General features: G+C 58.4%; 11 protein-coding genes. 6 read left to right on the top strand and 5 right to left on the bottom strand.

The features are described 5' to 3' along the window. The first annotated feature begins 52 nt into the window (after positions 1 to 52). Positions 53 to 469, top strand: a complete 417-nt coding sequence (locus tag GG681_RS05870) for a VOC family protein (protein ID WP_153546032.1) — start codon at positions 53 to 55, stop codon at positions 467 to 469. Between the two features lie 208 nt (positions 470 to 677). Here GG681_RS05870 and GG681_RS05865 read toward each other — a convergent pair whose 3' ends face one another. After that, complete coding sequence (locus GG681_RS05865; protein ID WP_153546030.1) at positions 678 to 1,037, bottom strand: hypothetical protein; 360 nt, start codon at positions 1,035 to 1,037, stop codon at positions 678 to 680. Positions 1,038 to 1,255: 218 nt separating this feature from the next. On the opposite strand from GG681_RS05865, the gene GG681_RS05860 reads away from it, so the two are divergent. The 4 genes from GG681_RS05860 (at position 1,256) to GG681_RS05845 (ending at position 5,373) form a co-directional block, all read left to right on the top strand. After that, on the top strand, positions 1,256 to 2,230 hold the full coding sequence (locus tag GG681_RS05860; RefSeq protein WP_153546028.1) for a glutathione S-transferase family protein: 975 nt from the start codon (positions 1,256 to 1,258) through the stop codon (positions 2,228 to 2,230). A 64-nt stretch (positions 2,231 to 2,294) separates the two neighbouring features. Next, a complete protein-coding gene (locus GG681_RS05855) occupies positions 2,295 to 3,248 on the top strand; it encodes a threonine-phosphate decarboxylase (protein ID WP_153546026.1) in 954 nt (317 codons plus the stop codon). Next, positions 3,245 to 4,156: an adenosylcobinamide-phosphate synthase CbiB gene (cbiB, locus tag GG681_RS05850; protein ID WP_328593279.1), complete on the top strand. Its 912-nt coding sequence runs from the start codon at positions 3,245 to 3,247 to the stop codon at positions 4,154 to 4,156. The genes GG681_RS05855 and cbiB overlap by 4 nt, the downstream gene beginning before the upstream one ends. A gap of 47 nt (positions 4,157 to 4,203) precedes the next feature. Then, positions 4,204 to 5,373 (top strand): lytic murein transglycosylase, encoded by a 1,170-nt coding sequence (locus GG681_RS05845; protein ID WP_153546024.1) that lies wholly within the window; start codon positions 4,204 to 4,206, stop codon positions 5,371 to 5,373. Positions 5,374 to 5,421: 48 nt separating this feature from the next. Here GG681_RS05845 and GG681_RS05840 read toward each other — a convergent pair whose 3' ends face one another. The 3 genes from GG681_RS05840 to GG681_RS05830 form a co-directional block, all read right to left on the bottom strand. Then, positions 5,422 to 5,778 carry a hypothetical protein gene (locus tag GG681_RS05840; protein WP_153546022.1) on the bottom strand — a complete coding sequence of 119 codons (357 nt, stop codon included), beginning with the start codon at positions 5,776 to 5,778 and terminating at the stop codon, positions 5,422 to 5,424. Positions 5,779 to 5,846: 68 nt separating this feature from the next. Further along, positions 5,847 to 9,302 carry a chromosome segregation SMC family protein gene (locus tag GG681_RS05835; protein ID WP_153546020.1) on the bottom strand — a complete coding sequence of 1,152 codons (3,456 nt, stop codon included), beginning with the start codon at positions 9,300 to 9,302 and terminating at the stop codon, positions 5,847 to 5,849. A gap of 248 nt (positions 9,303 to 9,550) precedes the next feature. Beyond that, positions 9,551 to 10,765, bottom strand: a complete 1,215-nt coding sequence (locus GG681_RS05830; protein WP_153546018.1) for an aminotransferase-like domain-containing protein — start codon at positions 10,763 to 10,765, stop codon at positions 9,551 to 9,553. Between the two features lie 153 nt (positions 10,766 to 10,918). Between GG681_RS05830 and GG681_RS05825 the strand changes: the two genes are divergently transcribed. Further along, on the top strand, positions 10,919 to 11,689 hold the full coding sequence (locus tag GG681_RS05825; RefSeq protein WP_153546016.1) for a FadR/GntR family transcriptional regulator: 771 nt from the start codon (positions 10,919 to 10,921) through the stop codon (positions 11,687 to 11,689). Here the strand turns inward: GG681_RS05825 and GG681_RS05820 are convergent. Beyond that, positions 11,682 to 12,509, bottom strand: coding sequence for a phosphate ABC transporter ATP-binding protein (locus GG681_RS05820; protein ID WP_153546014.1), 828 nt, complete (start codon positions 12,507 to 12,509; stop codon positions 11,682 to 11,684). The two genes, GG681_RS05825 and GG681_RS05820, sit on opposite strands and share 8 nt — an antisense overlap. Positions 12,510 to 12,525: the final 16 nt, after the last annotated feature.

Raw genomic sequence — 12,525 nt, 5'->3', positions numbered from 1 at the left:
CATGCACCTACCTTATGCGCCAGAAGACTCTATATGGGATGGAGCATAGATTATGATTGCCTATGTCACGATTGGCGCCAACGATATCCAGGCCGCGAAGCAGTTTTACGCGGCATTTTTGCCAGCGCTTGGATATGGCATGACAGAAGGCCCCGAAGGTCTGAGCTACGCGCTGCCTGTGCCCCCCGGCGAACGCCCAAGCCAGCCGGATTTTTATGTAAAGCCACCGTTTGACGGCGAAGCTGCCTCGGTTGGCAATGGTTCTATGGTTGCCTTTGAAGCCCACAGCCAGCAACAGGTGCGCGAACTGCACGCGGCTGCGCTTGCAGCTGGTGGCACCGACGAAGGGCAGCCGGGGTTTCGCAAAACCTATGGGCCTAACTTCTATGTCGCCTATCTGCGCGATCCGCAGGGGAACAAGCTTGCACTGTTCTCAAGCAATCCAGATGAGCCTGGGCGCGATACATAATCATTGGGAAACCGAAAGATATCTGGATGAGAAGCCCATAGTGGGCAACGCCAGAACGCTTACCTCGCAGCGAGAGAGGGAAAAGCAGGCCCAGTTAAATCAGGCCCAGTGACAGCAGACCGGGTGACTAGGCCGGGTGGAGCTGACCAAGCGCGCCCTAAAAATGGCGCGCAAAGTCAGAGCAAAAGCGCAGGTCCTGCTTTTGAAATCAGTTCCCCTGTTGGGATTCGATCAGACCAACAGGCGCATCCGGCGCGCGGTAGAAATCAACCGGTGCATCATCTGCGGCCGCAGTCGCGCGCTTGAATTCATAGCGCATTTCGCCCACCTCCTCCTCGGAGGCAACGATCAGACATTGCGACAGGTGGCGCGCGCCATCAAACAGATCGACCAATCCGCGCAGTTGTGGTGCATCCTCAATCGCAACTGAAAACCCATCAGACCACAGGCGCAACACCGGATAATGGCTATCCTCAACCAGCACACGCAGCCGGTTGTTTTTCTTCATCTCAGAGATACGCGCAGCATCAAGCGCCTCTTGGACTGCCTTGGGGACATAGGTGGTCATGGCCGTAAACCTTCTGGATTCTTCCTTAACAGCATAACGCAAATTTTACGAAAGAATGGATAAGATTCTGTGAACAAACTGTATTTCCCGCATGAGATGTACGCGCCACGCAAACCATGCGCGCTCTGTGCGCTCATACAGATGTGCTGCGCGCGCCTGAATATAGGCGCAGAACGCTGTGCTGCTTAGATAGGTTTGATCAGCAGCAGGAGCATCTCATGGGACTATTGGTTGACGGCATCTGGCATGACACCTGGTATGAAACCAAATCCACCGGCGGCGCGTTCAAACGGTCCACCGCGCAGTTTCGCAATTGGATCACGGCGGATGGGTCTGCTGGCCCGTCCGGCACCGATGGGTTCAAAGCCGAAAGCGGGCGCTATCATCTTTATGTCTCATACGCCTGCCCCTGGGCCCATCGCACCCTGATTTTTCGCGCGCTCAAAGGGCTGGGCGAGCACATCTCTGTTTCAGTTGTTCATCCCGATATGCTCGACAAAGGCTGGACCTTTGAAACTGATGATGCGGGCGCAACCGGCGACACGCTGCTCAGCAAATCTTACGCCCATCAGATCTACACCGAGGTTGATCCAAACTACACGGGCCGCGTCACTGTCCCCATCCTCTGGGACAAGACGCGCCATACGATTGTTTCAAACGAAAGCTCCGAAATCATCCGCATGCTTAACGCGGCCTTTGATGGCATCACCGGCAACACGCTGGATTTCTGGCCCGTGGAAAAACGCGACGCGATCGAAGAGGTGAACACGCGCATCTATGACACCGTGAACAACGGCGTCTACAAGGCGGGGTTTGCCACCACCCAGACGGCCTATGATGCAGCAATCCAGCCGCTGTTTGACACGTTGGATTGGCTGGAGGCGCATCTTGGCCAGAACCGCTATCTGCTGGGGGACACACTCACCGAGGCCGACTGGCGCTTGTTCACAACCCTTGTGCGCTTTGATCCCGTCTATCACCTGCATTTCAAATGCAACAAGAAGCGCCTGATCGATTATCCCAACCTCTGGGCCTATACGCGTGAGCTCTATCAGATCCCCGGCGTGGCTGAGACGGTGCATCTGGGCCATATCGTGCGTCACTATCACTACAGCCACGACACGATTAACCCCAACCGGATCCTGCCGGTCAATCCGGATCTCAACTGGGATGCACCACACCGGCGCGGATAAGATCCTTGTTTAAGCTGCGCCCCTCCGGCATACCGCTGGGACGTAGTTTCAGGGCAAGGTGTCTATGACAAATCTGACAGAGCAGACCCCACGCGACCATGGCGGCAACCTTTCCGCTGCTGTCGCGCGCTTTGGCGGCAATCGGACCGATTGGATTGATCTATCAACTGGCATCAACCCAGAACCTTACCCGGTTGCTGGCCTCTCCGCGCAAGACTGGAGCGCCCTGCCCGATCAAGCCGAGCTTGATACGCTCATCCAGGCCGCGCGCGATTTCTGGCAGGTCCCAGACGGCGCGGCCATTCTGCCAGCTCCCGGTGCGTCTGCGCTGATTGCCGCGATCCCGACGCTTGCGAATGCCGCCAGCGTGGAGATCACCAAACCCACCTATAATGAACACGCTGGTGCCTTTGAAAACCAGGGCTGGCAGGTCACCGACAGTGGCCCAACATCGGCGCGGGTTCTGGTGCACCCCAACAATCCCGATGGGCGGATCTGGACAGCCGAAGACGTAAACGCGCCCCTCACCGTGATTGATGAGAGCTTCTGCGACATCTGCCCCGAACACACGCTGATCGATCTGGCCAACCGCCCCGGCACGGTAATCCTGAAAAGCTTTGGCAAGTTCTGGGGCCTCGCTGGGCTGCGACTTGGCTTTGCAATTGGCGATCCCACTTTGATTGCCCGCCTGCGCATGTTGCAAGGGCCATGGGCCGTATCCGGGCCAGCGCTGCGCATCGGTGCGCAGGCGCTACAGAATCACACATGGGCCGAAGAAACCCGCATACGCCTGGCAACAGATCGCGCCCGGATGGATGAAGTGATGACCGCACGTGATGCAAATCTGGTCGGCGGCACCGATCTCTTTCGCCTCTATGAGGTCGATGATGCAGCCGCTTGGCAGGAAAAACTTGCCGACCATCAGATCTGGAGCCGCATCTTCCCCTATTCCGGTACCTACCTTCGCCTTGGCCTGCCACCCGCGACGGGCTGGGCACGATTTGAGGCGGCAGTGTGAACACTGCACTGCTGCTCATTTTTGCGCTGTTGCTGGATGCGCTGCTGGGAGAGCCGCGCTGGCTCTGGTCGCATCTCCCCCATCCTGCTGTAGTGATGGGGCGCTTAGTTGGCGCGCTCGACAAAACGTTCAATGCAGGCACCGCCAAGAAGGCCAAAGGCGTGCTGGCTGTATTGCTTCTCGTGGCCGCGGGCATCGCGCTTGGCTGCCTGCTCTCTCTTGGCGGGCCCATTGTGATCATTCCGGTTGCCGCAATCCTGCTGGCGCAGCGCTCGCTGGTGGAGCATGTGCGCGCGGTTGCCGAGGGCCTTGAAAAAGATTTGCCCGCCGGGCGCTTTGCGGTTTCGATGATTGTCAGCCGTGACACCAAAGACATGGATGAAAGCCAGATCGCGCGCTCCGCCATCGAAAGCGGCGCGGAGAACCTCTCGGACGGGGTGATTGCGCCTGCGTTCTGGTTTCTGGTCGCGGGGCTTCCGGGGCTGATCGCCTATAAGATGGTCAACACGGCAGACAGCATGATCGGCTATCGCACCGATCAATACCGTGATTTCGGCTGGGCGGCAGCGCGGCTGGATGATGTGCTCAATCTGGGGCCCGCGCGCCTGACTGCGCTGATGTGCGCGCTCCTGCGCTGGCAGCTGCCGAAATGGCGCGCGATTGTGTCTGACGCGCGCCAGCACCGCTCCCCCAACGCAGGCTGGCCCGAAGCCGCAATGTCGCGTGTTCTGGGTGTGTCGCTTGCGGGTCCACGCTCTTATGATGGCACGCTACAGGAATTCCCCTGGGTCAACCCTGACGGGCGCAAAACCCTAACATCCCGCGATATCAGGGCCTGTTGCAGCGCACTGTGGCAGGTTTGGGGCATTTTCCTTATGGTTTCAGTTGCGCTGGCGGCGATCTTTTAGCAAACAGAACACCGACGTATTCAGACGTATTCAATGGGATGGCACATATGCGGCTTCTGTCACTTACCTTTGCCCTTGCTCTATCGCCGCTGGCGGCCATGGCACAATGTGGTGGCAGTTTTGCCAATTTTGTCACCAGCCTGAAAAACGAGGCTGTGAACGCAGGCTATGACCGTGCGGTGGTGGCGCAGTTCTTCAACGGGGTGCAACAGGATCAGCGGGTGCTCAAGGCGGATCGCGCCCAAGGGGTGTTTCAAAAACCCTTTATCGAGTTCTCCCGCCGTCTGATTTCGCAAAACCGCATTGATCGCGGTGCAGCCATGTCGCAGAAATACGACAGCATCTTCCGCCGGATCGAAACCACCTATGGCATCAACCGCGGGGTGCTTTTGGCGTTTTGGGCTTTTGAAACCGACTACGGCGCGTTTCAGGGAGATTTCAACACCCGCAACGCGCTGGTGACCCTTGCCCATGATTGCCGCCGCCCTGATCTGTTCCGCCCCCAGGTGTTTTCTGCGCTTGAACTGTTTTCCCATGGTGATTTTGATCCCGCCCGCACCACCGGTGCCTGGGCCGGTGAAATCGGCATGGTGCAAATGCTGCCCGGCGACATTCTGGAAAACGGAGTGGATGCGGATGGCGATGGCCATGTGACGCTTAAGACCTCAGCCCCTGATGCCTTGATGTCAGCGGCCAAGATGCTGTCAAGCCTCGGTTGGCAACCCAATCAACCCTGGTTGCAAGAGGTGACAATTCCCGCGGATCTCAACCTGTCGCTGACCGGTGTTGGGCGTAAGCGCAATGTCTCTGATTGGAAAAAGCTTGGCGTTATGCCACGCCAAGGGGATCTGCCCTTTGACGACATGAAAGCAGCGCTGTTGCTGCCACAGGGTCACAACGGGCCTGCTTTCCTCGCCTATCCCAATTTTGATGTCTATTTTGAGTGGAATCAAAGCTTTACCTATGTGCTGACCGCCGCCTATTTCGCCAATCGTTTGGAAGGTTCGCAGGTCTATAGCGCGGGCCAGCCAGACACGGGGCTGAGCGGAGACCAGATGAAACAGCTTCAGCGTAAGCTGCAGGCGCGTGGCTTTGATGTGGGCAAGATCGATGGCATCCTGGGGGCCAAAACCCGCAGAGCGGTACAGCGCGAGCAAAAACGCCTTGGCCTGCCCGCAGATGCCTGGCCCACGCCGCGCCTGTTGCAACTGCTCTGATCACGCCGTCACGGCACTGGTTCAACACGCAGCTTCAACAACACGGTCTCAACGAACAGGGAAACGCTCTCCCTCTTCGGTGATCACCAGTACCCGGCTGCCATTGCGTACAAAGAAATCACAGCGTTCCGCGCCGGTAACAAAATGCACGCAAACGCTGCCATCTTCGACAATATGATAGCTGCCCCAGGCCGTGCCTGCGCCATTGGCAATGGAATAGGTATATGAATAGGCACCATCCGCGCCATAGATGCTTTCACCATCATCATAAAACACAAAGGACTGCCCGGGCAGCGCCTCAAGCTCCGCCTGTGAAAACGGCTCATCCGTGGGGCGCAAGGCCCAATCCGCCGCGGCCAATGGCAGCGGGCAAGACAATAAGGCAGACAGGATCAGATATCTCATACCCGCATGATAGGCAGATATGTCCTGAAATAGGTCTCACTTTGGTGTGACGCAGCACAGGCGGTGGATTAGGCCACCAGCGCTTCGGCCTTTTTCAGATCAACAGATACCAGCTGGCTCACGCCTTTTTCCTGCATGGTCACGCCAAACAACCGGTCCATCCGCGCCATCGTCACCGCATGGTGGGTGATGATCAGGAACCGGGTGTCGGTCTGGCGGCACATTTCATCCAGAAGATCACAGAAACGGGTGACGTTGGCATCATCCAGCGGCGCGTCAACCTCATCGAGGACACAGATCGGCGCAGGGTTCGACAGGAATACCGCAAAGATCAGCGCCATCGCAGTCAGCGTCTGCTCACCACCAGACAACAGCGACAGCGTCGACAGTTTCTTGCCCGGCGGCTGACACATAATTTCGAGCCCGGCATCCAGCGGATCATCGCTTTCCACCATCACCAGATTGGCCTCACCACCACCAAACAGATGCTGAAACAACATCGAAAAGCTGCTGTTCACCTGTTCAAACGCAGTCAGCAGGCGTTCGCGACCTTCGCGGTTAAGGCTGGAAATACCTGCGCGCAGGGTTTTCACCGCCTCTTCCAGATCGCGTTTTTCTTCCACCAGATGGTCATGTTCCGACTGGATCTCGCGCGCATCTTCTTCGGCGCGCAGGTTCACAGCCCCCAGCGAATCGCGTTGCCGTTTGAGCTGCGCAACCTGCGCCTCAAGCACGTCGGATTCCTCGATATCTTTGGGATCAACTGCGAGACGCTCCAGCAACACAGGCGGTGTCACCTGCTGCTCTTCGATAATGCGGCTTTCAGCGGCCTGCACCGCATCGCGGGCGCTGCCTGTCAACGCTTCTGTGCGCGCACGTTCCTCACGCGCTTCCGAGGCCAGACGCTCGGCGTCCTTTTCATTTTGGCTTGCTTCGCGCAGTGCCGCTTCGGCAGCAATCAACGTCTCGGTAGCGACAGATTTACGCGCCTCAGCACCCTCGATCGATTCATTCAGCTCTTCGCGTTTCTCTTCGATCTCTGCGGGTTTGGCCATCGCCTCTTCCAGCTCATCCTGGCTGGCGGTGCGGCGCTCCTCAAGCTCGGAAATACGGCGCCCAGCGGATTCCAGGCGATGGTTCCAGCCTGACAGCTCCTTGATCACCTCTTGGGTGCGGCGAATGCGGGCTTCGCCATCGCGGCGCAGCTCATCATGGGCCGAGCGATGGGTGATCATGGTGATGCGCGCGGCTTCTACGCTCTGCTTCACCTCTTCGACCGCGCTGCGCGCTATTTCAAGATCCCCGAGATCTTCGACAACTTCCATTGCGTCGCTCAGGCGTTCCTGCGCCGCTTCGGCATCCTCTTCGTGACGTTCCACCGCGATCTGCAGGGTTTCAAGCTTTGCCCCCGCCAGATTGCAATCTGCCTCAGCCTTGCTCAGCGCACGTGCGCAATCTGCCACCCGCTGATCCGCCATGCGCCGGGCCTGGCGCGCAGCTTGATCCGCCTCGGTCACCTCGGTGAGCTTACGCATCAACGCCTCATGCGCCGCAGTCAGACCTGCTGCGCGGGCTTCTGCGTGCTCAATATCCTGTTTCAGCGCCTCAAGCCGGTTCATCTGCTCCAGACGTAGCGCCGCAGCACTGGGTGCATCCTCGGCCCAGGCGCGATAGCCGTCCCAGCGCCACAGATCACCGTCTTGCGTCACCAATCGCTGACCGGGGCGCAAACGCGCCTGCATTATGGCTGCGCTGTCGCTATCCACCACACCGATCTGGGTCATCCGACGCGACAAAGCCTCGGGCCCTGACACAAACAGCGCCAGCGGTTTCACCCCTTCGGGCAGGCCGGCTTCGCGATCATATGCAGGCAGGGTCAACCAACCCGAAGGCCCGTCACGATCCGCCAAAGGTGCACGCAAATCATCCGCCAGTGCGGCGCCAAGCGCCTTTTCATAGCCGGGCTCAACCCGCAGATCATCCAGAACCTGGCCACCTTCAGCCGTGTCGCGTTCCACAAGCTTTGCCAGCGCCGTGGCCTCAGAGCGCAGCGCGCCCAGTTCACCATCTGCTTCAGAGCGTTGCGCCCGTGCGTCAGCTTCGCGGGCTTGTGTCTCAGTCCGGGCTTCATCGGCCGCCACCAGCGCCTCTTCTGCATCTTCCGAGGCCGCGCGCGCTTCTTCTTCGGCCTCAACCGCATCTGACTGACGCGTGCGGGCCTGCGACACCGCCTCGTCCGCGGCAATCATTGCATCACGCGCAGTGCGGCCTTCGGTCTCGGCGCGCTCGGCGGCGCGTTTGCAATCTTCTACCATCCGGCGCGCAGACTGGTGCCGGGCCGCCAGACGGGCCACATCTTCGGTCACTTGCGACAGGTGGTCCTCGCGTTGTTGCAATACGGTGGCCGCATTGCGCATAAGTTCTGCGGCTTCGTCCAGCCGTTCACCCTGCCCGTCGCCCGCCTTTTGCAGCTCGCGTTGCTCCCATTCCAGCCGTTCAATGGTTTCGCCCGCGTCTTTGTTCAGCCCGCTTTCACGTTCGATATCCGCGCCCAGCTGACGAATACGGCTGGTCAGGGTTTCAATCGTCTGACGCGCCTGCGCGTCCTGATCTGCCAGCGCATCGCGCTGCACCACAAACCGCTGCAAAATGGCGGTGGCGATGGCCTCTTCTTCGCGCAGGGGTGGCAGTTTGGCGTCGGCTGCCACGCGGTTCTCGGCGGCGGCCCGTGCAAGGTTTTCCGCCTTCACCGCCTGGGTCACACGTACCCGCAGCCCCTCTTCGGCGGCAAGGCGCGCTTCATCGGCTTCGCGCCAGCGACGATACAACAGCGCCCCTTCGGCGTGACGCAGGGTTTCACCGATGCCGCGATACCGTTGTGCCTGCCGCGCCTGACGTGCCAGCTGACCCAGTTGGGTCGCCAGCTGTTCAATCACATCATCAACGCGCAACAGATTCTGTTCGGTATTCTTAAGCTTCAGCTCCGCCTCATGACGGCGCTGATAGAGCCCCGAGATCCCCGCAGCTTCCTCTAGGATACGCCGCCGCGCCTTGGGCTTTGCGTTGATCAGCTCTGCAATCTGACCCTGACGGACCAATGACGGCGAATGCGCCCCGGTCGAGGCATCCGCAAACAGCATCTGCACATCGCGCGCGCGCACGTCTTTGCCGTTCGCTTTGTAGGCGCTGCCAACATCGCGGGTAATCCGACGCACAATGTCGAGCTGATCCGCATCATTAAACCCAGACGGAGCCAGACGATCACTGTTATCCAACTGCAGGCTGACTTCGGCAAAATTGCGGGCTGAACGCGCACTGGCGCCAGCAAAGATCACATCTTCCATGCCACCGCCGCGCATGGCCTTGGGGCGGTTTTCGCCCATGACCCAGCGCAGCGCCTCTAAAAGGTTCGACTTACCGCAGCCGTTTGGCCCCACAACGCCGGTCAACCCATCTGAAATCATCAGATCGGTTGGATCAACAAAACTCTTGAACCCGTTCAGCCGCAGCTTGGAAAAACGCAAATGGACCTCGCTTGATACCGTTGTGGCGTGATCTCAGCCAATTGCGGGGGAGCTGTCAATCTCGCTCACCCCCACATTATGCCGGATCCGGGCCTTGCAACGCTATATCTTGTGGATAACTCGCCTTAAATCAGCGCAAACTGGCAAATCCCTGCCCATGCGCGCCCTCTAAGCGCAGCCATCTATCGCGGTTTTCACCTCACTGCAACGGCGAAGCGTAGGACGGCAATCACGTGCCAATCAGCGCATTAGCCCTGCGCAAGATAGGTTCGAATGGCCTGCCCCAGCGCATGGATGCCACTGTCGGTCTGCGCCAGCGACGCACATGAAAAGCTGAGCCTCAGCGTGTTTTTCCCACTGCCATCAGCAAAGAACGCCTGCCCCGGTACAAAGGCCACGTTGTGATGTTCAAGCGCGATACGCAACAGTTCACCACAATCCACCTGCTCGGGCAGCGTCAGCCAGATGAACATGCCTCCTTCAGGCGTGTTCCAGCTCACGCCCTCGGGCATTTCCTGCGCAAGCGCCGCAAGCATCGCATCCCGGCGCGCGCCATAACAGCGGCGCAGCTCGGCCAAGTGGTCATAAAACCCCTCCTGCACCACCTGCGCGACCATCATCTGATTAAGCGTAGACGAATGCAGATCCGCCGCCTGTTTGATCAACACCAGCTGATCAATCATCGGCTTTGCCGCCACCACCCAGCCAACCCGCAATCCCGGCGCCAGCGTTTTGGAAAATGTCCCGCAATACAGCGTGCGACAGGCGTTCATTTCCGCCCCCTGCGCCTGTTCCAATGCAAGGATCGGTGGCACGGGTTCACCGTCATAGCGCAGCCCCTCATAGGCGCAATCTTCCAGGATCAGGCAATCTAGCTCAGCTGCACGCTGCAACAGTGCCTCGCGCTCTGCGCGGGTCAGGGTGATCCCGGTCGGGTTGGAGAACTCAGGGGTGACATAGGTGAATTTCACCGCGCCACCGGCGTCATGGGCAGCTTGGGTAATATCAGCGGCAGTGCGGTTGTCGTTGATCCACAGGCGTTCATAGCGCGGCTCATAGGCGTTGAACGCACCTAGCGCGCCCAAATAGGTGGGCCATTCCACCAAAGCGGTGTCATCTGGCGAGAGCAGCATCTTCCCCAGATAATCCAGCGCCTGCTGCGATCCTGACGTGATCAACACATTGTCGATCTCACACTCAACGCCAAGCGTTCGCATATGATCAACGATCCACGCCCGCAGCGGCCCATAGCCTTCGCTGACGGAATATTGCAGCGCAAACCCCGGTTCAGACAGCGCGTCGGCCGCGACCGCCTTTAGGGCTTCGTCGGGGAAAAGATTCGCGTCGGGAATACCGCCCGCAAATGAAATGATGCCGGGTTTTTCCAGCAGTTTCAGCAGCTCACGGATTTCCGAAGCTTTCATTCGGCTTGTTCGGTTTGAAAAATAATTACCAAAATCCATGTCAGACCTTTCCACTTTCACCTTTGAGCTAATCGATTCGAGATATTAAGTCAATAATACTGACCTTAAACTCGCGCCGATTGATTTGTTTCCTTGAGCCGCCCAGGTCGTTATGATCCAATGTTCCGACCAATGCACAGTGGTTCACAGACTATGCCTTTTCAAAAGATCTCCGCTGCAAAGCTTTCCTCTTCTGTTGTTGCTCAGATAGAGCTGCTGATTTTGCGCGGGGTACTGACGCCAGGCGACCGGCTGCCCGCCGAACGTGATCTGGCAGATCGTCTTGGCGTCTCCCGCCCTTCTTTGCGCGATGCTTTGGGTGAATTGCGCGATCGCGGCCTGCTGCAAACCAAGGCTGGATCCGGTGTCTATGTGGCTGATGTTTTGGGCTCAGCCTTTTCGCCAGTGTTGATTGATCTGTTTGCCCGCCACGACGAAGCGGTTTTTGACTACCTGTCCTTTCGCCGCGACATCGAAGGACTGGCGGCCGAGCGCGCCGCGCGCTTTGGCTCTGATGAGGATCTGCAGGTCATCCAGTCGCTGCATGACCGAATGCAGGAGGCGGGCAATCCCGCCACCTCAGAAGCGGCGGCGCAATTGGATGCGGAATTTCACGCAGCCATCATGGACGCGGGGCACAATGTGATCATGCTGCATGTGATGCGTTCTATGCTGGATCTGCTGCGCTTGGGGGTGTTTTATAATCGACGTGTGATGTTTCAGCGCGACACCAGCTGCGCCGCCCTTGCAGCCCAGCACCACGCCATCAACGCCGCATTGCAAAACCGAAACCCAGAGGCCGCCCGCACAGCTGCTGAGGCACACCTGGATTACGTGAAGCAATGCCTGCTTGATCACCAAAAGACCCAGCGCAATGCCGAAATCGCCCGCCAGAAACTGGAAAAGGACCAGAGCCTCAGCTGATCATCCCCTGCGCATGCGCCTCCACAAACCGGCGCGTCACCGGGTTTTGCGCATTGGTCAGAATAAGTTCGGCGCAGTCGACTTCTTGCATAGTCCCCTGATCCAGATGGGCAATACGATCTGCGATTTGTGCCGTGACTTCCAACGATTGCGTTGCCACCACAATCGCTAGGTTTTGCTTTAATCGACACAGTATCGTTTCCAGCTGTTGCATCGAGAGCCCCCCAAGCCCGACCGAAGGCTCATCCAGCAGCAAAACACGTGGTTCAAGCGCCAGCGCCCGCGCAATACAGACCTGCCGCTGGATCACTGGCGACATCTGGTGCACGGGCGTCTTGTGCAGATCGTCTTTGACCTCACCCCATATGCCCACCAAACGCAAAGCCTCCTCGATCCGATCGCCAATATCATGCTGGCCAGAGGCGATACGATGCAGCTTCAACACATATGCGATATTGTCCCAGATACTTGCGGGAAACGGGTTAGAGACCTGCGGCACCAAAGCAACCTGGCGGCGCACAAAGGTCACATCCCAGCTCGGATCAAATACATCTCGGCGATCCAGAAAGATCCGACCACCCTGACAGGCCCCGCGATCAAGCTCCGCCGTGCGGTTCAAACAACGCAACAAGCTGGATTTTCCGTTCTCCTGTGAACCGATCAGACACAGGGTTTCTTGCTGAAACAGATCAAAAGAGACATCGCTAAAGACGCGTCTCCTTCCATACTGCAGATCCAGGCTCAAACACGACAAAATAGCTTTAGCCTGAACAGATGCCAAAGTGTCAATACGCGCGGATACGAGGCCGACATCCAACATTGTGCTTCAATTCAAT

The sequence above is a fragment of the Tritonibacter aquimaris genome, from assembly GCF_009617595.1.
GTDB lineage: Bacteria > Pseudomonadota > Alphaproteobacteria > Rhodobacterales > Rhodobacteraceae > Epibacterium > Epibacterium aquimaris.
The sequence above is the reverse complement of the archived record's forward strand: the minus strand, read 5'-3'. Positions and strand labels throughout refer to the sequence as shown.

Excerpts from the sequence above, each read along its gene's own strand:
- GG681_RS05840 (WP_153546022.1), bottom strand. The coding sequence starts at position 5,778 with ATGAGATATCTGATCCTGTCTGCCTTATTGTCTTGCCCGCTGCCATTG.
- GG681_RS05865 (WP_153546030.1), bottom strand. The coding sequence starts at position 1,037 with ATGACCACCTATGTCCCCAAGGCAGTCCAAGAGGCGCTTGATGCTGCG.
- GG681_RS05860 (WP_153546028.1), top strand. The coding sequence starts at position 1,256 with ATGGGACTATTGGTTGACGGCATCTGGCATGACACCTGGTATGAAACC.
- GG681_RS05870 (WP_153546032.1), top strand. The coding sequence starts at position 53 with ATGATTGCCTATGTCACGATTGGCGCCAACGATATCCAGGCCGCGAAG.
- GG681_RS05825 (WP_153546016.1), top strand. The coding sequence starts at position 10,919 with ATGCCTTTTCAAAAGATCTCCGCTGCAAAGCTTTCCTCTTCTGTTGTT.
- GG681_RS05845 (WP_153546024.1), top strand. The coding sequence starts at position 4,204 with ATGCGGCTTCTGTCACTTACCTTTGCCCTTGCTCTATCGCCGCTGGCG.
- GG681_RS05855 (WP_153546026.1), top strand. The coding sequence starts at position 2,295 with ATGACAAATCTGACAGAGCAGACCCCACGCGACCATGGCGGCAACCTT.
- GG681_RS05830 (WP_153546018.1), bottom strand. The coding sequence starts at position 10,765 with ATGGATTTTGGTAATTATTTTTCAAACCGAACAAGCCGAATGAAAGCT.
- GG681_RS05820 (WP_153546014.1), bottom strand. The coding sequence starts at position 12,509 with ATGTTGGATGTCGGCCTCGTATCCGCGCGTATTGACACTTTGGCATCT.